General features: G+C 73.5%; 17 protein-coding genes. 8 read left to right on the top strand and 9 right to left on the bottom strand.

Annotated features, from left to right (window positions below; translation table 11 throughout):
* Positions 1 to 135: 135 nt before the first annotated feature.
* The 4 genes from katG to FHX78_RS34030 all read right to left on the bottom strand — a co-directional run bounded on the left by katG (position 136) and on the right by FHX78_RS34030 (position 4,193).
* Positions 136 to 2,349 (bottom strand): catalase/peroxidase HPI, encoded by a 2,214-nt coding sequence (katG, locus tag FHX78_RS34045; RefSeq protein ID WP_145871189.1) that lies wholly within the window; start codon positions 2,347 to 2,349, stop codon positions 136 to 138.
* Positions 2,350 to 2,365: 16 nt separating this feature from the next.
* Entirely contained in the window at positions 2,366 to 2,821 is a 456-nt protein-coding gene (locus FHX78_RS34040) for a Fur family transcriptional regulator (protein ID WP_145871188.1), read from the bottom strand.
* Positions 2,822 to 2,926: 105 nt separating this feature from the next.
* A complete protein-coding gene (locus FHX78_RS34035; protein WP_145871187.1) occupies positions 2,927 to 3,469 on the bottom strand; it encodes a DUF488 domain-containing protein in 543 nt (180 codons plus the stop codon).
* A gap of 22 nt (positions 3,470 to 3,491) precedes the next feature.
* On the bottom strand, positions 3,492 to 4,193 hold the full coding sequence (locus tag FHX78_RS34030; protein WP_373313062.1) for a helix-turn-helix transcriptional regulator: 702 nt from the start codon (positions 4,191 to 4,193) through the stop codon (positions 3,492 to 3,494).
* 94 nt (positions 4,194 to 4,287) lie between these two features.
* Between FHX78_RS34030 and FHX78_RS34025 the strand changes: the two genes are divergently transcribed.
* Positions 4,288 to 4,737: a hypothetical protein gene (locus FHX78_RS34025; protein ID WP_145871186.1), complete on the top strand. Its 450-nt coding sequence runs from the start codon at positions 4,288 to 4,290 to the stop codon at positions 4,735 to 4,737.
* 16 nt (positions 4,738 to 4,753) lie between these two features.
* Here the strand turns inward: FHX78_RS34025 and FHX78_RS34020 are convergent, their stop codons facing one another.
* A complete protein-coding gene (locus FHX78_RS34020) occupies positions 4,754 to 5,635 on the bottom strand; it encodes a diacylglycerol/lipid kinase family protein (protein WP_145871185.1) in 882 nt (293 codons plus the stop codon).
* Positions 5,636 to 5,767: 132 nt separating this feature from the next.
* A complete protein-coding gene (locus tag FHX78_RS34015; RefSeq protein ID WP_167531924.1) occupies positions 5,768 to 7,360 on the bottom strand; it encodes an FAD-binding oxidoreductase in 1,593 nt (530 codons plus the stop codon).
* Between the two features lie 75 nt (positions 7,361 to 7,435).
* On the opposite strand from FHX78_RS34015, the gene FHX78_RS34010 reads away from it, so the two are divergent.
* Both FHX78_RS34010 and FHX78_RS34005 read left to right on the top strand, forming a co-directional pair.
* Positions 7,436 to 8,095 carry a TetR/AcrR family transcriptional regulator gene (locus FHX78_RS34010; RefSeq protein ID WP_145871184.1) on the top strand — a complete coding sequence of 220 codons (660 nt, stop codon included), beginning with the start codon at positions 7,436 to 7,438 and terminating at the stop codon, positions 8,093 to 8,095.
* A complete protein-coding gene (locus FHX78_RS34005) occupies positions 8,092 to 9,672 on the top strand; it encodes a glycerol-3-phosphate dehydrogenase/oxidase (RefSeq protein WP_145871183.1) in 1,581 nt (526 codons plus the stop codon). Before FHX78_RS34010 ends, FHX78_RS34005 begins: the two co-directional genes overlap by 4 nt.
* Positions 9,673 to 9,693: 21 nt before the next feature.
* Here FHX78_RS34005 and FHX78_RS34000 read toward each other — a convergent pair whose 3' ends face one another.
* Complete coding sequence (locus FHX78_RS34000) at positions 9,694 to 10,044, bottom strand: hypothetical protein (RefSeq protein WP_145871182.1); 351 nt, start codon at positions 10,042 to 10,044, stop codon at positions 9,694 to 9,696.
* Between the two features lie 199 nt (positions 10,045 to 10,243).
* Between FHX78_RS34000 and FHX78_RS33995 the strand changes: the two genes are divergently transcribed.
* From FHX78_RS33995 to FHX78_RS33975, 5 genes are all read left to right on the top strand, one after another.
* Positions 10,244 to 11,074 carry a PP2C family protein-serine/threonine phosphatase gene (locus tag FHX78_RS33995; RefSeq protein WP_145871181.1) on the top strand — a complete coding sequence of 277 codons (831 nt, stop codon included), beginning with the start codon at positions 10,244 to 10,246 and terminating at the stop codon, positions 11,072 to 11,074.
* 60 nt (positions 11,075 to 11,134) lie between these two features.
* Positions 11,135 to 12,139 carry an MASE1 domain-containing protein gene (locus tag FHX78_RS33990; RefSeq protein ID WP_425282242.1) on the top strand — a complete coding sequence of 335 codons (1,005 nt, stop codon included), beginning with the start codon at positions 11,135 to 11,137 and terminating at the stop codon, positions 12,137 to 12,139.
* Positions 12,140 to 12,506: 367 nt separating this feature from the next.
* Complete coding sequence (locus FHX78_RS33985) at positions 12,507 to 13,970, top strand: alpha/beta hydrolase family protein (RefSeq protein ID WP_145871179.1); 1,464 nt, start codon at positions 12,507 to 12,509, stop codon at positions 13,968 to 13,970.
* A 93-nt stretch (positions 13,971 to 14,063) separates the two neighbouring features.
* Entirely contained in the window at positions 14,064 to 14,615 is a 552-nt protein-coding gene (locus FHX78_RS33980) for a DUF6328 family protein (protein ID WP_373313061.1), read from the top strand.
* A complete protein-coding gene (locus FHX78_RS33975) occupies positions 14,612 to 15,787 on the top strand; it encodes a phospholipase D-like domain-containing protein (RefSeq protein WP_145871178.1) in 1,176 nt (391 codons plus the stop codon). The genes FHX78_RS33980 and FHX78_RS33975 overlap by 4 nt, the downstream gene beginning before the upstream one ends.
* Before the next feature lie 23 nt (positions 15,788 to 15,810).
* On the opposite strand, the gene FHX78_RS33970 is transcribed toward FHX78_RS33975, so the two are convergent.
* Together FHX78_RS33970 and FHX78_RS33965 are read right to left on the bottom strand one after the other, a co-directional pair.
* Positions 15,811 to 16,716 carry a L,D-transpeptidase family protein gene (locus FHX78_RS33970; protein WP_145871177.1) on the bottom strand — a complete coding sequence of 302 codons (906 nt, stop codon included), beginning with the start codon at positions 16,714 to 16,716 and terminating at the stop codon, positions 15,811 to 15,813.
* Positions 16,717 to 16,910: 194 nt separating this feature from the next.
* Positions 16,911 to 20,288: a CARDB domain-containing protein gene (locus tag FHX78_RS33965; RefSeq protein WP_145871176.1), complete on the bottom strand. Its 3,378-nt coding sequence runs from the start codon at positions 20,286 to 20,288 to the stop codon at positions 16,911 to 16,913.
* Between the last annotated feature and the right edge of the window lie 296 nt (positions 20,289 to 20,584).

Below are 20,584 nucleotides of genomic sequence, written 5' to 3'. Positions count from 1 at the left end.
CGCCTCCTTCGGATGACGATCGACTCGCTTCCACCCTGATGGGCGGGCGGCGGACCCGCATCTCGGGGCGGGAGACACGTCCGGGCCGGCCCCTGCGGGCCGGCCCGGACGGTGTGCGGCAGCGGTGCGGAAGGATCAGACCAGGTCGAACCGGTCGAGGTTCATGACCTTGTCCCACGCCTTGACGAAGTCCCGCACGAACTTCTCCTTGGCGTCGTCGCTCGCGTAGACCTCGGCGAGGGCGCGCAGCTCGGAGTTGGAGCCGAAGACGAGGTCGGCGCGCGTGCCGGTCCACTTGACCGCGCCGGAGGCGTCACGGCCCTCGAACGTGGTCTGGTCCTCGGAAGTGGACTTCCAGGTCGTGCCCAGGTCGAGCAGGTTGACGAAGAAGTCGTTGGTGAGCCTGCCCGGCGTCTCGGTGAGCACGCCGTGCCGGGAGCCGTTGTGGTTGGCGTCCAGCACCCGCAGGCCGCCGACCAGGACGGTCATCTCGGGGGCGCTCAGCGTGAGCAGGTTGGCGCGGTCCAGCAGCAGGTACTCGGCCGGCAGGCGGTTGCCCTTGCCCACGTAGTTGCGGAAGCCGTCGTAGGTCGGCTCCAGCGCCGCGAACGACTCGGCGTCGGTGTGCTCCTCCGTCGCGTCGACCCGGCCCGGGGTGAAGGGCACCTCGACCTCGACACCGGCGTCCTGGGCGGCCTTCTCCACGGCGGCCACGCCGCCGAGGACGATCAGGTCGGCCAGGGAGACCTTCTTGGCGCCGGTGTTGAACTCGGCCTGGATGGTCTCCAGGGTGCGCAGGACCTGCGCGAGCTGGTCGGGGTTGTTGACCTCCCAGCCGCTCTGCGGCTGCAGGCGGACGCGGGCGCCGTTGGCGCCGCCGCGCTTGTCGCTGCCGCGGAAGGTGGCGGCGGACGCCCAGGCGGCGCCGACCAGCTGCGGGACGGTCAGACCGGAGGCGAGGATCTTCGCCTTGAGGGCCGTGACGTCGGCGGCGTCGACGGTCTCGCCCTCGGCCTCCGGCAGCGGGTCCTGCCACAGCAGGGTCTCCTCCGGGACCTCCGGGCCGAGGTACAGCGACTTCGGGCCCATGTCGCGGTGGGTCAGCTTGTACCAGGCGCGGGCGAAGGCGTCGGCGAACTCCTGCGGGTTCTCGTAGAACCGGCGGGAGATCTGCTCGTAGACCGGGTCGAAGCGCAGCGACAGGTCGGTGGTGAGCATCGTCGGGCGGTGCTTCTTCGACGGGTCGTGCGCGTCGGGGATGATCTCCGGGGCGTCCTTCGCCACCCACTGGTGGGCGCCGGCCGGGCTCTTGGTGAGCTCGTACTCGAACTCGAAGAGGTTCTTGAAGAAGCCGTTGCTCCACCGGGTCGGGGTGCTGGTCCAGGTGACCTCGAGGCCGCTGGTGATGGCGTCCTTGCCCTTGCCGGTGCCGTGGGTGCTCTGCCAGCCGAGGCCCATCTGCTCCATCGGCGCGGCCTCGGGGGCGTCGCCGACGGCGTCCGCCGGGCCCGCGCCGTGGGTCTTGCCGAAGGTGTGGCCGCCGGCGATGAGGGCGACGGTCTCCTCGTCGTTCATCGCCATGCGGCGGAAGGTCTCACGGATGTCGCGGGCCGCGGCGACCGGGTCCGGGTTGCCGTTCGGGCCCTCCGGGTTGACGTAGATGAGGCCCATCTGGACGGCGCCGAGCGGGTTCTCCAGCTCGCGGTCGCCGGAGTAGCGCCGGTCGTCCAGCCAGGTGGTCTCGGGGCCCCAGTAGACGTCCTCCTCGGCCTCCCAGACGTCCTCGCGGCCGCCGCCGAAGCCGAAGGTCTCGAAGCCCATCTGCTCCAGGGCGACGTTGCCGGTGAGGATCATCAGGTCGGCCCAGGAGATGCTCTGGCCGTACTTCTTCTTGACCGGCCACAGCAGTCGGCGGGCCTTGTCGAGGTTGCCGTTGTCCGGCCAGCTGTTGAGCGGGGCGAAGCGCTGCTGGCCGGCGCCGGCGCCGCCGCGGCCGTCGCTGATGCGGTAGGTGCCCGCGCTGTGCCAGGCCATACGGATCATCAGCGGGCCGTAGTGGCCGAAGTCGGCGGGCCACCAGTCCTGCGAGGTGCCCAGCACCTCGGCGATGTCCCGCTTCACGGCGTCGAGGTCGAGGGCCTGGAACGCCTTCGCGTAGTCGAACTCCTCGCCGAGCGGGTTCGCCACGGCGGGGTTCTTGGCGAGGATCTTCAGGTTGAGGCGTTCCGGCCACCACTGACGGTTGCCGCCGCCCTGCGTGGGGTGCGCGGCGCGATCGTGTGCGACGGGGCAGCCACCGGTGCCCTCCGTCTTCGCGTCGGTGACGATCGCATCGGGGTTCTCAGTCATGGGAAACCTTCCGGAACTAGGTGGATCGCAGTGCTCGGGCACTGGGGGGCGTGGAGCAGTCGGGGCACAGGCCCCAGTAGATGACCTCGGCCTCGTCGACGGTGAAGCCGTGGTGGTGGGACGCGGTCAGGCAGGGGGCCTCGCCGGCGGCGCAGTCGACGTCGGCGACGCGAGCGCACGAGCGGCACACGACGTGGTGGTGGTTGTCGCCGACGCGCCCCTCGAACCGGGCCGGGCCGCCCGCCGGTTCGATACGGCGCACGAGTCCCGCCGCGGTGAGGGCGTGCAGGCCCTCGTACACGGCTTGCAGGGAGACGTGACCCACGCGGTCGCGCACCCCGCCGGCGATGGCCTCGACACCGAGGTGGTCACCGGCCCGGACGGTTTCCAGCAGCGCGGCCCGCGCGGCAGTGACGCGCAGGCCGGCCGCGCGCAGCTCCTCGGCGGCGGTGGGAACCCGGGGTCCGGTCATGGGACGAACCTACAACCCCAGACACGAATAATTCCAGAGAACGAACCGGTCCAGTCTTGGGTCGTGTCCGATAACAGCGGGTGACTCCCGGGTTGCGGTCCGCCGCTACGGGGCCGCCGCCGTGTCGTCGTAGACGATCAGCCCGTCGTCGCGCAGGCGGGCGCCCGGCGTGGGGCGGTGCGGTGTGTGGCGTCCGTCGTGCATCAGATGGCGTACGGGCACGCCGCGGGCCAGGACGGCGAAGTCGGCGATCAGCCGCCGGTGGCACCGCCACCAGACCGCTTCGCCGCACATCACGGCGGTCGGCTCCCGGGCCGCCCGGTCCAGCAGGAGGTCCATCGCGGCGACGAACTCGGGGGTGCGGGTGTGCGCGGCGTAGCCGCGGAAGGAGGCGTTGCGCCAGACCGTGTCCGGCGAGTCGGGCGGCGGCCTGCGGAAGCCGCCCAGGTCGCGTTCCCACCGGTAGGCGATGCCCTCCTCGGGCAGCCAGGCGGCCAGTCGGAGCCGCGCCAGGTCGGGGTCACGGCGGCTGCCCGGGGCGGTCCTGACGTCCACGACGGCGGCGATCCCGGCGTCGCGCAGCAGTGCGGTCAGCGCGCCCCGGCCCGCCGTGCCGTGGCCGAAGGTCGACAGTGCGGGCGGGGTCATGGGGCGCCTCCGGGCAGCCGGTTCAGGCGGCCGGGTCCAGACGGACGCAGCAGCGGCCCGGTTCGGGGGCGAGGCGTGCCTCGAGTCCGCCCGCGTCGAGCCCTTCGAGCAGGCCGCGCATCAGGTGGAGGTTCATGCCGCACACCGTCTGCGTGTGCGCGCGGGCCAGCGCGTGGAAGGGGCAGTTGCCCAGGACGACGGAGCCGTCCTCGGGCCGCGGCTCGAAGCCGTGCCGCTCCAGCAGGCCCAGGGGCTCCTTCTCCTCGCTCTCCTCGCCCAGCCGTACGCCCAGTTCCCGCGCCCGGTGGTGCAGTACCTCGCGCACGGGCCGCCCGGTGGTGTCGGACTCCTCCACGGCCTGGGCGAGCAGCCGTCCGGCGAGTTCGTAACGGCGGTCCGGGAGGCTGACGGCGATCTGCGCCGCCGAGCGCCGGTAGAGCTTGGCGGGCCGGCCCGCGCCCGGTCCGGTGCGCCCGCTGCGGCGCACGTGGAGCACGTCGAGCAGGTTCTCCGCGGCCAGCCGGTCCAGGTGGAAGGCCGCGGTCTGCCGCGCCAGTCCCAGGGCCTCGGCCGCCTCGTCGCGGCCGACGGGGTGCCGTCGGCCCACCACGTACTCGTACAGCCTGCGGCGGGTGGGCTCGCCGAGCGCGGCGATGGCGGAGATGTCCTTGTCGCGTACGTCTTCCGTGTCGTCCACGAACACCAGTGTAAAAGCAACAGGCATTGACTAAAGAGGGAAACGGAGCTTCTATCGTTAATGGAAGTTGTCGATAGAAGACTCAGACTCGGCACACGTCAGCGGACGTAAGGGGAAGGCCATGACCTCCACCTCCACCACCACCGGCGGCACCTCGGCGCCTCCTCGGCGTGCCTCGCTCACCGATCCGGGCTACCAGGCGTTCGCCATCCTGCGCACGGGCTTCACCGTCGCGCCGATCCTGTTCGGACTGGACAAGTTCGCCCATCTCCTCGTCGACTGGCCCGCCTATCTCGCGCCGTGGATCGACGACCTCGTCCCGGGCAGCGCCCAGGCGGCCATGTACGCGGTGGGCGTGATCGAGATCGTGGCCGGTGTCGTCGTGGGCATCGCGCCGCGCTTCGGGGGCTGGCTGGTGGCCGGCTGGCTCGCGGGCATCATCGTCAACCTGCTCACGATCCCCGGCCACTACGACATCGCGCTGCGCGACTTCGGGCTGCTGCTCGGCGCGGTGGCGCTCGCCAGGCTGGCCCGGCACTACCACGGCGCACGGTCCCGCCGGACGGTGTGACGGGCGGCCGGCGCGGTCAGTGGAGCACGGTCAGGGCCCCGGGCAGGACCCTGGCCGTCAGGGGGAGGGCGGCCTCGACCTCGCCGTCGGCGCCGTAGGGGACGTCGCGGTCGGCCGAGACGCACACCTCGCGGCCGCGCAGGATCCGCACCTGGGGCCGGTGGACGTGGGCGCCGGTCCTGAGCTCGTTCATCAGCGTGAAGAACAGCCGCCGGGGTGCCGCCCGGATCAGGACGACGTCCAGCAGGCCGTCGTCCACGCGGGCGTCCGGGGCGATCACGCGGCCCGAACCGTAGTGGCCGGAATTGGCGACGACCACCGTGTACCCGGTGTGCGGGTGTTCCTCGCCGTCGACGGTGACCCGGTAGCGGGCCGGCCGCCAGGTGGTGACGGCCCGCAGGCCGCCCGCGTAGTAGGCCGCGGAGCCCTTCAGCAGCCGGGACCGGTTGGCGTGGCGGTTGGCCAGGGCGTCCACGCCCGCGTACACGCTGCCGAGGACCGCGGTGCGGTCGTGGACGGCGGAGCGGACCTCGATGGTGTCGACCGGCCGGGGCTCGCCGTGGAGCAGGACGCGGGCCAGGGCGGCGGGGTCCTCGGGCAGCCCGAGGGCGCGGGCGAAGTCGTTGCCCCGGCCGGCCGGGACGAGCCCGAGGGTGGCGCCGGTACCGCTGAGGGCGCCGCCGACGGCGCCCGTGATGCCGTCGCCCCCGACGGCGAGGACGACGCGTCCCCGCCGCCCGGCCTCGCGGGCCAGTTCCCGGGCGTGGGCCAGGCTCCGGCTGTACTCGGTGCGCAGGTCGGCCCCCTCCTGGCGGAGGTGCCGGGCCAGGGCGAGCAACGCGGCCGCCGCGGTGGCCGCGCCGGCGGTGGGGTTGACGACGGCGGTGAACTGTCGCATCGGGGTGCCTCCGGGACGGCCGACGGGATGGGGAGGAGCGGGTGCCTGACGGGGTGCGGGGTGGACCGGCGGGCCGGGCAGCATCTGGGGTCGACCCACGGGCCACCGGGGCATCGAGGTTCCGCGTGCCGGTCAGTCGGCCGGCAGGAGGACGCCGGGGCTGAGCACTCCCGACGGGTCCAGGTGCCGCTTCACCGCGCGCAGGGCGCCGATGCCCAGGGAGCCGGCCTCGCGCACGTACCAGTCGCGGTGGTCGGTGCCGACCCCGTGGTGGTGGGTGATCGTGCCGCCGGCGGCGAGGATCGCCTCGTTGGCGGCGTGCTTGGCGCGCGCCCAGTGCGCCAGGGGGTCCTCGCCCCGGGCCGAGACGACGGTGAAGTACAGCGAGGCGCCGTTCTCGTAGACGTGGGAGATGTGGCACATGACCAGGGGCGGGGTGCCGACCCCGGTCAGGGTGGCGGTGAGCGCGTCGCGGACCGCGGCGTACAGCCCGGGGACGCGGGACCAGAACGCCGCCGTCTCCAGGGTCTCGGCGAAGGCCCCGGCGTCGAGCAGCGCGTCACGCAGGTACGGGGCCGCGTAGCGGCCGTGGGCCCAGCGCCGGCCGGGCTCCTCCCCCAGCGGCGTTCCGCCGCACGCGCGCAGCACGTGGGCGGCCCGTTCCCTGCGGTACGCGGTGTCCTCGTCCGTGCCCTCGTAGCCGGCGACGGCCGTACAGCCGGCCTGGTGCGGGGCGCCGGAGCCGATCGCGTCGGGCTGTGCGAGGCCGACCAGCGTCTCGGTCTCGTCGGACAGCCTCAGCACGGTCGGACGCGGACCGTCCTGCGCGAGCCGGCGCAGTGCGGTGGTCCCCTCCTCGAACGAGGGGAAGTGCCAGCCCTCGTACACGCGGGTCCGCGGGACGGGGCGGACGCGGACCGTCACCGACGTGATGACGCCGAACGCGCCCTCCGAACCGAGGACGAGCTGGCGCAGGTCGGGCCCGGCGGCCGAGCGGGGGGCGCGTCCGGTGTCGAGGGTGCCCTCGGGCGTGGCCAGCGTGAGGGACAGCACCATCTCGTCGAAGCGGCCGTGGCCCGCGGACGCCTGGCCGCTGGAGCGGGTGGCGGCGAAACCGCCGATGGTGGCCCACTCGTAGGACTGGGGGAAGTGGCCGAGGGTGAAGCCGTGTTCCGCGAGCAGCGCCTCGGCCCGCGGGGCGCGCAGGCCGGGCTGGAAGGTGGCGGTGCGGGACACCGGGTCGAGGTCGAGCAGGCCGTCCATGCGGCGCAGGTCCAGGGCGACGAAGGTGGCGCGCCGGGCGGGCGCGAGGCCGCCGACGACGGAGGTGCCGCCGCCGAACGGCACCAGGGACAGGCCGTGTTCGGCGCACGCCCGCAGCACGGCGAGCACCTCGTCGTGCCCGGCGGGCAGCAGCACGGCCGCGGGAACGTCGGCGAGGTCGCCCTCGCGGATGCGCAGCAGGTCGGGGGTGGACTTGCCGCGGGTGTGCCGGACGCGGGTCTCCGCGTCGGTGCGCACCCGGTCCTCCCCGCCCAGGGCCTCGGTCAGGGCACGGTGCGCGGCGGGCGTCAGCGGGCTGTCGGGGACGTCCAGGTCCTCCAGGGCCAGCGGTGCGGTCCGGCGCGGCTCGACGCCGAGCAGATCGCGCAGCAGCCCGGTCACCGTGTCCGGCAGCGGCGTCGCCCTGGCCGGGTCGCCCCAGCCGCTCCACAGCATGTCCATGGCTGTCGTCCTCACCGGTTCGGAAACGAGCGATGCCGTCGACCGACGGCCTCACATGGCGTTACACTGTGACACATGACGCCCATTCGTCACAACGGTTCCTCCGCCGGTTCCTCCGCCGGTTCCTCCGCCGGTTCCTCCGCCGCCTCCTCCGCGGGCTCGGACAACGACGCGGTGCTCGACGCGGTGCGGGACTGCGTCCTGGCCGTCGGGGTCCGCCGCACCACGCTCACCGACGTGGCCCGTCGCGCCGGGCTCTCCCGGATGACGCTGTACCGGCGCTGGCCCGATGTCCGGTCCCTGGTCGGGGACCTGATGACCCGGGAGTGGATCGCCGTGGCCACCGGCGCCGTCCCCGAGCGCCGGCCGGGGACGACCGGCCGGGAGGTGATCACCGAAGGGCTGGTGGCGGCGGTCCGCGCCTTCGGCGCCCATCCGCTCTTCCGCAAGATCCTCGACGTGGACCCCGAACTGCTCCTCCCCTACGTCCTGGACCGGCGCGGAGCCAGCCAGGACGCCCTGCTGGAGATGCTGGCCGGCATCCTGCGCGAGGGGCACGCCGACGGCTCGGTGCGGGCCGGCCACCCCGAACGGCAGGCCCGCTCCGTACTGCTGGTCGTGCAGTCCTTCACCCTGTCCCTGCGGACCATGACCGACGAGGACGATCCCGAGCTGGCCGCCGAGGCCTTCCTCGGGGAGCTGCGCCACATCCTGGAGAGGACCCTCACGCCATGACCCCCCTCAGCGGCCCGGCCCCCGGCTCCTCCCTGTCCGCCGCCCGGCGAGCCCGTGAACTGACCGCCTCGGTGAACGGCGACGTCGTCGACGTCCTGGTCGTCGGTCTCGGCGCCACGGGGGCCGGGGCGGCGCTGGACGCCGCCGCGCGCGGGCTGAGCGTGGTCGCCGTCGACGCCCACGACCTGGCGTTCGGCACCTCCCGCTTCAGCAGCAAGCTCATCCACGGCGGGCTGCGCTACCTCGCCTCCGGACAGCTCGGCGTCGCCCACGAGAGCGCCGTGGAGCGCGGGGTGCTGATGGAGCGCACCGCGCCGCACCTCGTACGGGCCCAGCCGTTCGTGCTCCCCCTGACTCCGCTGGTCTCGCGCGGCCGGGCCGCCCTGGCCCGGGCCGGGTTCGGCGCCGGGGACACGCTGCGCCTGGCCGCCGGCACCGCCCGCGCCACCCTGCCCCCGCCGCGCCGGCTCTCCGCGGTCGAGACGCACCGCCTCGCCCCCGCCCTGCGCGACGACGGCCTGCGGGGCGGACTGCTGTCCTGGGACGGCCGGCTCACCGACGACGCCCGCCTGGTGACCGCCCTGGCCCGTACGGCCGCCGGGCGCGGGGCACGCGTCCTGACCCGGGTCCGGGCCCTGCGCCTCGGCTCCACGGGCGCCCTGGTCCGCGACGAACTCACCGGCGAGGAGGGCGAGATCCGCGCCCGTGCGGTGATCAACGCGTCCGGCGTCTGGGCGGGCGGCCTCGTCGACGGCGTCCGGATACGCCCCTCCCGCGGCACCCACCTCGTCCTGCGCCCCGAGAGCCTCGGCCCGCCGACCGCGGGACTGCACATCCCGGTCCCCGGGGAGAGCAACCGGTTCGTGCTCGTCCTCCCCCAGGACGACGGCCGGATCTACGTCGGCCTCACCGACGAACCCGTGGACGGCGACATCCCCGACGTTGCGGAGGCACCGGAGACGGACGTCGGCTTCCTCCTCGACGTCCTCTGCTCCGTCCTGCACGTCCCGGTCCGCCGCGCCGACGTGGTCGGCGCCTTCGCCGGACTGCGCCCCCTGCTCGACACGGCACCGGCGCGCTCCGGTACGGCGCCGAGGACCGCCGACCTGTCGCGGCGTCACGCCGTCCTGACCTCCTCGGAGGGCGTCGTCACCGTCGTCGGGGGCAAACTGACCACCTACCGCCGCATGGCCGAGGACGCCGTCGACACCGCCGTACGCGTCCGCCGCCTGCCGGCCGGCCCGTCCCCCACCGCCTCGCTCCCCCTCGTCGGGGCCGCGCCGCCGCGCGTCCTCGCCGGCCTGTCCGCGCCGCGCCGCCTGGTCGGCCGCTACGGCACGGAGGCACCGGCCGTGCGGGCGCTCGGGGAGCGCGACCCCCGGCTCGGCGAGCCGGTGCTGCCGGGACATCCCGTCACCGGCGCCGAACTGCTGTGGTCCCTGCGCCACGAGGGCGCGCTCGACGAGGCGGACGTGCTCGACCGCCGCACCCGCATCGGCCTCGTCCCCGCCGACCGCGCCAGGGCCCTGGACGCGGTCCGTGAACTCGTGGACAGGGCACTGCCGTCGGGCGGTTGAGCCGCCCGGGGGCGTGCGGGGCTACCGTTCGCCGCCGGCCTCGTAGTGCAGGGAGAGGGAGCGCAGGACGTCGGCGGAGGAGACGTCGGTGCGGCCCTCGTCGTGGATCTCGGCGAGCTGGACGAAGGCGTGGGTGAACGCGGAGGCGATCTGCACGATGGCGGGGCCCAGCTTCGCGGTGACGATGTCCGCCACCTCGCGCACGCTCGCGTCGGCCGGGAGCTGGATGTGCGGCAGCATCTCCTCCAGGAGCCCGGCGACCGCCCCGTTGCGGGTCACGTCGGCGTCCGGATCCTCCCGGAGCCGCCGCCGCATCTCGAGGGCCTCGGTGAGGATGCCGACGCTCCGCTGCATGATCTCCCGCTGCTCCATGCGGACAGCCTAGACGCCCGCGGGCACCCCGGACGGGTGCGCGCGTGAGGCGCGCACCGTCCCGGCACCCCCGGTCCGTGACTGGCCCGGCCATCCCCTGTCTGACTATCATCCTTTGCATATATGAATGAGCGTTTTGTCCCCGAGGGCGCCGAGGGCGGCCATCCCGCGTGCGCGTCCTCGCCCGAGTGAGTGATCCATGTCCCGTACCGGCTCCACGGACAACGGCGACGAGCTTCTGATCAGGCTCGGGACGCTGACGGCCCAGGCGCGTGCCCAGGCGGAGGTGCAACGCTCCCGGGTCGAACTGGCCATCGCCCTGCAGCGCGGCATGCTGCCGAGGGGACTGCCGGCCGGCGACGGGGTGCGGCTGGCCGTGCGGTACGCGCCCGCGTATCAGGGACTCAACGTGGGCGGTGACTGGTACGACGCGTTCACCATGCCCGACGGCCGCATCGGTCTGTCCATCGGCGACGTGCAGGGGCACAACATCGAGGCGGCCGCCTTCATGGGGCAGGTCCGGGTCGGGCTCCGGGCGCTCGCCTCCGTGGACAGCGAACCGGGTGAGCTGCTCGCCCGGACCAACGAACTGCTGCTGTCGCTCAGCTCGGACCTCTTCGCCACCTGCACCTTCCTGCGGCTCGACCCGGCCACCCGGCTGATGGAGAGCGCACGGGCCGGGCATCTGCCGTGCGTCTGGGCCACCGCGGACGGCCGGTCCGGGGTGACCGAGGACGAGGGGGGTCCTCCGCTCGGGATCCAGCCCGGGGCGGTGTACCCCGTCACCCGCTACCGCCTCGACACGGGCGGGGTGTTCGTGATGCTCACCGACGGGGTCGTGGAGGGGCCGTCCATGCCGCTCGACGACGGGCTGGACCAGGTGGTGCGGCTCGCCGGGGTCGCGGCGGTCGCACGGATGGACACCGACGCGCTCGCCGCCGCGGTGATCAAGGTGGCGGAGCGGGTGGGGCACGAGGACGACGCGGCCGTCCTGGTGATCGGCCACGACGGACCGCACACTCAGCCATAGGGCCGCAGGTCCGCCCGCCCCGCCTCGCCTGTGCGGCGGCCCCGGTGTCTGATGGCCTGTGTGGTGGCCGGCCAGCATCTGCGCACACCAGTCGTCTTCACGCTCGAGACGCTGGTGGTCGCCGCCTGCTACTACGCGGGCGGCCGGCTCGGGCTGCTGCGTGACCTGACCGTCGGCGGGGCCGTGGTCTCGCCCATCTGGCCGCCCACGGGGGTGGCGGTCGCCTGTCTGCTGATCCGCGGACTGCGCTGCTGGGCGGGGATCGCGCTGGGCGCCCTGCTCGTCCTCATGCACCTCACCACGCTGCGGCCGTCCTCGCTGGGCGTCCTCGCGGGCAACACCGCCGCGCCCGTGTGCGGGTACCTCCTGTTGCGCGGGGTGGGCTTCCGCACCGATCTCACCCGCTTACGGGACTGCCTCGCCCTGGTCTTCCTCGCCGCCTTCGGCGCCATGCTGATCAGCTCGTCCGTCGGGGTGGGCCTGCTCGTCGCCACGGGCGACCTCCCGGGGGAGGGCTTCTGGGGGGTGTGGCTGGCCTGGTGGGTGGGCGACGCGATGGGTGTCCTGCTCGTCACCCCGCTGCTGCTCGTGCTCCGCGGCCTGCGTGCCCCGGTGCGCTGGTCGCGGTGGAAGGAGGCGGCGGGGCTGACGCTGATCACGGGCGGTCTCGTGCCCCTGGCGACGCACAGCCCGGCCAGTGTGCTGTTCTCCGTCTATCCGCTGCTGATCTGGGCCGCCCTGCGGTTCCAGCTCGCCGGCAGCATGATGTGCGCCCTGTACGCCTCCGTCCTGGCCACCCTTGCGGCGACCGACCGGGCCGGGCCGTTCGAGGCCCTGTCCGAGGTGGAGATCATGATCAACCTCCAGGCCTTCAACGGGGCGATGGCGCTGACCGCCCTGCTGCTGTCCGCCGTGATCGCCGAGCAGCGCAACACCCGGCGCTCCATCGAGCGCGCCTGCCAGGAACTCGTCGAGGTGCTGGAGCATCTGACGGCGGGGGAATCCGCGGCGGGCCGCCTGCCTCGCGAGGAGGGCGGCCGGCGCCGGGAGGCGGACGACGGGTGAGGTGACCGTCCGGGGCGACGGGACGTCCGGGCCCGGCCCCGCGGCGTCCGCGGGGCGCCGGCCCGCTGCTGCGCCGCCGGGCCCCCTGTCCATCCGGATCCCCGAGCATCCGAGGCCCCCTCGACGTCCGCGGCCTCGCGGCTCAGGCCCGTCGGGACGCCGAGCGCCCGGTCGACGTCCCACGGCCGCGGAACCCGCAGGATGCCCTCCAGCAGGCAGGGGTCCGCGTACGGCAGCGAGGGCTCGGTCCCGTCCTCGGCCGGCCGAACAGTATGAACGCAACCGCCGTCCCCATGGCCCTCGGCGCCGGCCCTTCCTAGCATCCCGGCCCATGCGCAGGAATGCGCCACGAACCAGGAGCCGCGCCTTGAACAGATCCCGTCATGTCCCCCGCGTTCCCCGATCGTCGCGTGCCCGGCGAGGCCGGTGGCGGGCGGTCGCCCTGTGTCTGGCCGCCGCCGTCGCCGGCTCCCTCACCCAGGCGCCGGCCGTAGGCGCCGAGAGCGCGGGACCGGCCCCCGTCGCCTGCCCGTCCGGCCTCGACGGCAAGGCCACCTGCTACACCGGCCGGGACACCAACGGCGCGTACTACACCATCGCCATCCCCGACGACTGGAACAGGTCGCTCGTCGTCCACGCCCACGGCGGCCCCGACCTCGGTGACGCGTCGGACCCCGAGCGCAGCACCGGTGACCTGGAGCGGTGGCAGGTCATGGTGGACCAGGGATACGCCTGGGCCGGCTCGTCGTACCGCCGGGGCGGCTACGGCACCCGGATGGCCGCGGCCGACACCGAGAACCTGCGCCGCCTGTTCACCGAGGAGTTCGGCGGGCCGCGGCGGACGTACGTCCACGGCCAGTCCTGGGGCGGCAACGTGGCCGCCAAGGTCGTGGAGACGTACGGCGGGGCGGACGGCCCCTACGACGGCGCCCTGCTCACCAACGGGGTCCTCGGCGGCGGCTCCCGGGGCTACGACTACCGGGTCGACCTGCGCGTCGTCTACCAGTACTACTGCCGGAACCTGCCGCGCCCCACCGAGCCGCAGTACCCGCTGTGGCAGGGCCTGCGGCCCAGCTCGACGCTGACCACGGCCGGGCTGCGCGCCCGGCTCCAGGAGTGCACGGGACACGCCTCGCCCCCCGAGGAGCGCACCGCGTCGCAGCAGCGCAACCTGGACGACATCCTCGCCGTCACCCGCATCCCCGAGCGCACGCTGGAGTCGCACCTGCGCTTCTCGGTCTTCACGTTCCGCGACATCGTGCACAAGCGGCTGGGCGACCGCAATCCGTTCACCAACGAGGGCGTGCGGTACTCCGGTTCGCACGACGACGAGGCGCTGAACGCGGGGGTGGAGCGGTTCACCGCCGATCCGACGGCCGTGCGCGACCTGTCCTACGACAGTGACCTCACCGGCAAGGTGAAGATCCCGGTCCTGACGCTGCACGCCATCGACGACCCCACCGCCTTCGTCGAGCACGAGGCCGCCTACCGCGACGCGCTGGCGGGCGCACACCGGGACCGCAACCTGGTGCAGACGTTCACCGACGAGCACGAGCACAGCGCGCTGAGCGACGCGGAGTACGCGGGCTCCCTCGCTGCACTGGACCGCTGGGTGCGCACCGGTGACCGGCCGACACCGCGGTCGGTCGCGGCGGCTTGCGCCGTCTTCGACCGCGCCTACGCCACCGGATGCTTCTACGACCCGGACTACCGGCCGTCCTCGTACGCCTCACGCGTCGCGCCGCGTCCGGGCGGTACCACGTGGCCGGCCATGACGGCGGCGCAGGAGAAGTCCTGGAGCCGTGTCGAGGGGGTCGGGATCGCCCCCTGACCCGCGGCCTCCCGCCCCGCCGGGGCCGCTCGGCATGCATATGCCCGGGCGGGGCACAAGGAGTGACCGGACGTGGGGAGGAACTCGATGGCCATGACGACACAAGCGGCGGAGCGGTCCGGTCCAGGACGGTCCCGCCCGGGGCCGGACGACGACGACCGGGAATCCCCGGAGACGCCGCGGGAACGCGTGAACCGCAGGTGGAACGAGATCATGCAGGAGACGCGGGTCGCGCAGACCGGTGTGCAGATCCTCTTCGGTTTCCTGCTGAGCGTGGCCTTCACGCAGCACTTCAGGGACCTCGGCACCTTCGCCCATGTCGTCTACGTCATCACCGTGGTGCTCGGGGCGTTGGCCACCGCGTCCCTGATAGCGCCGGTGTCCCTCCACCGCTTCCTCTCCGGTCAGCGGATGAAGGACGAGATGGTGGAGGTCGCACACCGGCTCATGATGTGCGGCATGGTGCTGATGGCGCTGACGATCGGCTGCACGCTCCTGCTCATCCTGCACGTCGTCGTCCCCGGCCTGCTGTCCGAACTGCTCGCCGGTGCGGTCATGCTGTGGTTCGCGCTGTCCTGGTACGCCCTCCCCCTGTGGCTGCGCCGGCGTGCCGCCCGGCGCCCGGACGGTGAGGACGCCGCATGACCACCGCGAACAGGGCGGACCTGCGTGAGCAGCGGCTGCGAAGACGCCTGGAGCGGCTGCTCGGCATCGCCGCCACCGAAGGCAACGAAATCGTGCCGCTGCGCAACGGCGACGCGATCTTCCCCGCGATGCTCGAGGCGATCCGCGGGGCGGAACACACCGTCGACATGATGACGTTCGTCTACTGGAAGGGCGCCATCGCGCAGGAGTTCGCGCGGGCCCTGGCCGACCGGGCCCGCGCCGGACTGCGGGTGCGTCTGCTGCTCGACGGGTTCGGCGCGATGGAGATAGAGCAGGACCTGCTCGACGCCATGGACGCCGCCGGCGTGCAGATCGCCTGGTTCCGCAAACCGCTGCACCTGTCGCCGTTCAAGCAGAACCACCGCTGCCACCGCAAGGCCCTGGTCGTCGACGAACGCACCGCGTTCACCGGCGGGGTGGGCATCGCCGAGGAGTGGTGCGGCGACGCCCGCACCCCGGGTGAATGGCGTGACACGCACGTACGGGTGCGCGGTCCGGCCGTGGACGGCATCGCCGCCGCGTTCGCGCAGAACTGGGCGGAGTGCCACGACACCCTGTACGACGAGCGCGACCGGTTCACCGAGCACGAGCAGCCCGGGCGGGCCACCGTGCAGGTGGTGCGCGGCTCGGCGGGTTTCGGCTGGCAGGACATGCAGACGCTGATGCGCATCGTGCTGACCTCGGCGGAGGAGCGCTTCCGCCTGTCCACCGCCTACTTCGCCCCCGACGCGTACTTCGTCGGGCTGCTCGCGGACACCGCCCGCCGGGGCGTGCGCGTGGAGATCCTGCTGCCCGGGCCGCACACCGACCAGAGGGTGTGCAGGATCGCCGGACAGCGGCACTACGGCACCCTGCTCGACGCGGGCGTCGAGATACGCGAGTACCAGCCGACCATGCTCCACACGAAGATCGTCACGGTCGACGGCGTGGCCTCGCTGATCGGCTCCACCAACTTCAACCGGCGGTCGATGGAGCACGACGAGGAGGTCATGCTGGCCGTGCTCGACGCCGAGTTCACGGCCGCCCTCGACCGTGACTTCGACGAGGACCGCCGCGCGGGTGAGCCCGTCGACCCCGCGCGCTGGCGGCGGCGCCCGGTGACCCGGCGGCTGCGCGAGGCGGCGGTCGTGCCGCTGCGCCGGTTCCTGTGACGGTCCGGGAATCCGGGGGCCGTTCACAGGCGGAGTGACGCGGCGTCCCCCATCACGATCACCGGGTGCAGGTCGGGATCCAGGGTGCGCAGGAGTTCCCTCATGTGGTGCTTGTCGAGGCTCACACAGCCCTGGGTCGGCCCCTGGTGGTCGACGTGCAGCCAGATGCCGCCGCCCCGGCCGGCGCCGAGGGGGCGGGTGAGGTCCAGCGGTGAGGTGCCCGGCACGCGGTTGTAGTCGATGGCGACGACGTAGTCGAAGGACCCGGCCAGCGGCTCCCCCGCGAACCCGGTGCCGCCGACGGCGAAGCCGTCGGACCGGTCGTACGGCAGCTCGGTGCCGGGATCGGGCAGCAGGCCCCCGGCGTCGCCGAGGGTGAACACGCCGACGGGCGAGCGCAGATCGCCGGCCCGGTGGTCGTCGGTCCAGCCCTTGAGGGCGTTGCGGGCTGGCCACACCGGGCCCGCCCGCCATCCGGATCCGGTGTCCTGGTGGAGGACGGCCTCGGAGCGGTTGGCGTCCCGGCCCCGGCCCGTGACGACGAGGACCTGACGGGCGTTCTCGGGGATCCACGCCAGCGTCCGGGGACCGAGGCCGGCGATCCGGGCGGGCGTCCGGGTCTCCGCCCCGGCGCCCACGCGGCCCTGCGCGGTCTGTCCGGTGCCGGACGCACCGGCCGTCGGCGCGGTGCCGGACGCGCCTGTGCCCGGCGCGGAGTACGCGGTGCCCGGCGGGCCCGCCGCCGGCGCGGTGGCCGCCGGGACGTCCCGCGCCGTGGTGCCGGTGACCGCCCCGCAGCCGGTCAGGACGGCAAGGACGACGAGGACGGCGGCCGGCGCCGCCGCGCGGAGGAGGGCGCCGGCCCGTCGGCCGGCCCGGGACGGAGCGCGGTGCCGCGAGCGGAGCGGGCGGGGGATCGATGAAGCCATGCACTCAGCCTGGCTTCGACTTCCGCGAAACGCCTCGGCTCCCCGCGCGAGTCCGGGGAAGTCCCCCGTCTGCGCGCGCCCGGCGCACGGTCCCCCGTCACCCGGACGCCCGCGCCGGGCGCCCGTCCGGGTGACGGACCCGCACCCCGGGTGGAGTACGGGCCCGCCGGACGGAGTACCGCGCGAGGACGGCGCTACCGGTTGATCACGAACTGCGAACCGGGTTCGATCACCACGTCCCCTTCGGCCGAACCGGTGATGGTGACGTCCGTCAGGGTGGCGCTGCCGCGGGCCCCGCCCATGGCGAGGATGCCCGACCCGTTGGTGGACTCGCCGATGGTGACGCCGGTGATCCGGGCGTCCGGGACCGCGCCGCCGCCCGACTTGAACTGGATGCCGTCGTAGGTCGAGTCGTGGATGTCGGTGTCGCGGATCACCACTCCCGGGATGTCGGGGCCCTGGGCGAACAGGGTGATGGCCCCGAACTCCTGGTCCTCGTTCCAGAAGGCGCCGCCGGTGCGGTACAGGCCGTTGTCGGCGACGAGCGTCTGCCCGGAGAAGGGCAGCGGGTCGTGGTCGGTCGCCAGCATGATGCCCGGGTAGTTCATGGTGTCGTGGATCAGGTTGCTCTCGATGGTGTTGCCGTGGCCGCCGTAGACGGCGATGCCGTTGGCCCGCCAGGGCAGTTGGACGGTGTTGTTGCGGAAGTGGTTGTCGTGGCCGATGTCGACGGCGGGGTCCTTGACGTACTTGCTCGCCCATACCGCGAGCGCGTCGTCACCGGTGTTGCGCAGCGAGGAGTTCTCCACCACGGAGTTGCGTGTTCCGTTGGCGAAGTTGACGCCGTCCGCGTAGGTGTCGCGGATGCGCATGCCGCTGAACCGCAGTCCGTCGGCGGGGCCCCAGAGTTCGGGGATGTCGCTGTAGTCGCGGCCGACCCAGACGCCGACGTTGGCGTGTTCGATCCACACGTTGCTGATCACGGTGTTCTTGCCGAACCGGCCGTTGAGGCCGACGCCGCCCTCGGCTCCTCCGTCGCCGCCGCGGATGGTGCCCGAGCCGAAGATCGCGATGTCGGAGATCCTGGTGTTGTCGTCGATGTCGAAGCCGAAGTTGCCCTCGTGCGGGTGGTTGATGCCGCCCGCCTGGTGCGGTGGTGTCAGCGTGTGGAACTGCGAGTGCCACATGCCGGCGCCGCGGACGGTGACGTCGCGGATGCCGACCTGGTTGTACGGGCCGCGGTTCTGCGGGTCGTCGGTGAGGATCTTCTGCTCCTGGCGCCACTGGCCCGGCGGGACCCACACGCAGTCGATGCGTCCGTTCTGGTCGTCGGTCACGGCGCGCTGGAGGGCGTCGGTGTCGTCGATGCCGTCGTTGGGGACGGCCCCGTACTCGGTGAGGGAGACGCATCCGGCCGGCTTGGCGGCGGGCGGGGCCACCTGTTCCAGGTCGATCAGGTCGACGACGTAGAACGCGGCGGTGTCGTCGGTGTCGCGCTGCAGCCGGAAGACGGTGCCCGCGGGGAAGGACCTGCCGAGCAGCGCGTGGGACTCGTCGAAGAGCCGGCGGGCGTCCGCCTGCGGGGTGTTGGTGAGTCCCTCGGGGGCGTCGGTGGTGCCGTACAGCCAGCTGTGCTTGGAGCTGAGGCCGATCTTCTGCACGAACCGGCCGTCGGCGTACAGGCTGAGCGTGGCCTCGGTGCCGCCGCCGGCCGGGGCGTCCGGGACGGAGTTGCGCACGACGACGGAGTTGGTGGGGCCGGCCGAGGTGAACTGCACGTACTGGCCGGTGCTGTCGAGCCGGACCGACCGGCGTCCGGAGGACTCGGTGGCGAAGTTGGTGTGCCCGAAGGTCCGTTTGGCGTCGGCGGTCAGCAGCGTGCCCCGGTAGGTGCCGTCCTCCGCCTCGTACTCGGTGTACGGCACGGCGGCGCCGCGGCCGACGACGATCGAGCGGGTGAGGACGTTGTTGTCCTCGTTGGTCTCCCCGACGGTGTCCGTGGCGTCCGCCGTCGCGGTGAGGACGGCCGGGCCGGCGGTGGCGGTCCAGGTGCCGCTGACGGAGACCTCCGCGGTGGCGCCCGCGGCGAGCGCGCCGGTCGCTCCGTCGAGCGTCGTGTCGCCGACCGCGAGCCGGGTGACGGAACCGGCGGCGGGTGAGGTGCCCCGGTTGTGCACGGAGACGGTGAAGGACACCGGGGCGCCCGCGGCGGGGTGCGCCGGGCTGGTGCCGATGGCGCGGACCTCGAGGTCCGGGCCGGGGCTCCGGGCGACGGTCAGCTTGTCGGCCCCGGTGCGGCTGTTGTTGGTGTCGTCCTGTTCGGGGACGGTGTCGGTCGGGTCGACCACGGCGGACACGGTGTAACTGCCCTCGGCGCGCCGGCCGGCCTCCACGGCGACGGTCTGCGAGGCCCCCGCGGCGAGCGCGCCGACGGGGGCGCTGCCCGCGACGGTGCCCTCCAGGCTGACGTCGACGGTGGCGGCGGCGGACGCGGCGGTCCCCGCGTTGCGCACGGTCGCGCGGACGGTGACGGCATCCGACTCGGTGGGGGACGCGGGCGTCCAGGTGAGGTCGGAGACGATCAGGTCGGGGTGCGGGGCCGCGGTTCCGGTCACCCGCATCTCGGCGACCTGGGCGCCGTATCCGCTGGAGTTGTGGGTGAACCGCAGGCGCACCTCGGCGTGGCGGCCGGTGACCGGGATGGTGACCTCGTTGCCCCGGGAGCCGGGGGTGAAGGTGTAGTCGGCGAGTGCCTTGAGCGAGGTGAAGGCGGAGCTGGTCCGGTCGCGGCCGAGGACCTCGATGCCCTGGGTCCGCTCGGCCCAGGCGGAGTCCGGGTTCAGTGCGACGACCACACCGGTGAGGTCGGCCTCGGCGCCCAGGTCGACGGTGAGGGTGGCGGGGTGGCCGTGGGACTCCCAGTAGGTGTCCGTCCTCCCGTCATTGGCGTGGGCCGCCACGAACGAGTGAATTGTGGACGAGGCCTCGATCGGTTTGCCGAGCGACAGGTTGCTCCCGTCGGCCGGTGGCTGCTGCGGGGTGCCGCCGTCATCGCCGTAGACCTCGATCTCGGACAACTGGGCCGCGTTCCAGCCGGTGTTGGCGCTCACCCGGACCTGGATGTGACGTATCCGGCGGGTGGTGAAGCCGACGGTGACGGTGTTGCCGTCGGCGGGGTCGAAGCGGTGGGCGGCGGAGCCCGACAACGCGGTGAACGCGGAGCCGTCGGTGCTGCCCTCCACGGTGAGGGTCTGGGTGCGGGCCTCCCAGCCGGTCGGCAGCTTCAGGACGACCCGGTCGGCCGCCACGGCGGCGCCGAGGTCGACCCGGATCCACTGCGGGAACGACCCGGCGGGGCCTTCCCAGTAGCTGAGCTGGCTCCCGTCGGTCGCATGGGTGGCGGGGTGGCCGGCGTGGGAGCCGCCGGCGGTGGCGCTCCTGCCGAGTGCCAGGTTGGGGCCGGGTGCCGCTGGTGCTGCGGCACCGGCCGTGCCGGAGGGGAGACCGACGGCGACCAGGCCGGCCAGGAGCAGGCCGGTGATCGTTCGCAGGCCGCATCGCTTCCGTCTCATGAAGTCCTCGTTCCACGGCGGGTGCTGGGGCGTGGTGGGGCGGTGCGCGGGAGGTACGGCGGAGCAGGAAGGAGCCCTCGTGGGTACGCGTCGGGGTGGCCGGGCCGTGGCAGCCGACGGAGCGTCTGCCACGGAATGCCATGTACCAGTACGGCTTTTGCGTCGCCTCGTTTGTTTCTTGCGGCTCCTGCACTGAAGCTTCCGGCTCACGCCTCTCTTGTCAATGGCGGGCACACAACGCGCACGAGGCGTCGCCGGCTCTCCGGCGTCGCACGGGAACGTCAACCGGGGGGCGT

Origin of the sequence: Streptomyces capillispiralis (genome assembly GCF_007829875.1) — a bacterium.
GTDB lineage: Bacteria > Actinomycetota > Actinomycetes > Streptomycetales > Streptomycetaceae > Streptomyces > Streptomyces capillispiralis.
The sequence above is the reverse complement of the archived record's forward strand: the minus strand, read 5'-3'. Positions and strand labels throughout refer to the sequence as shown.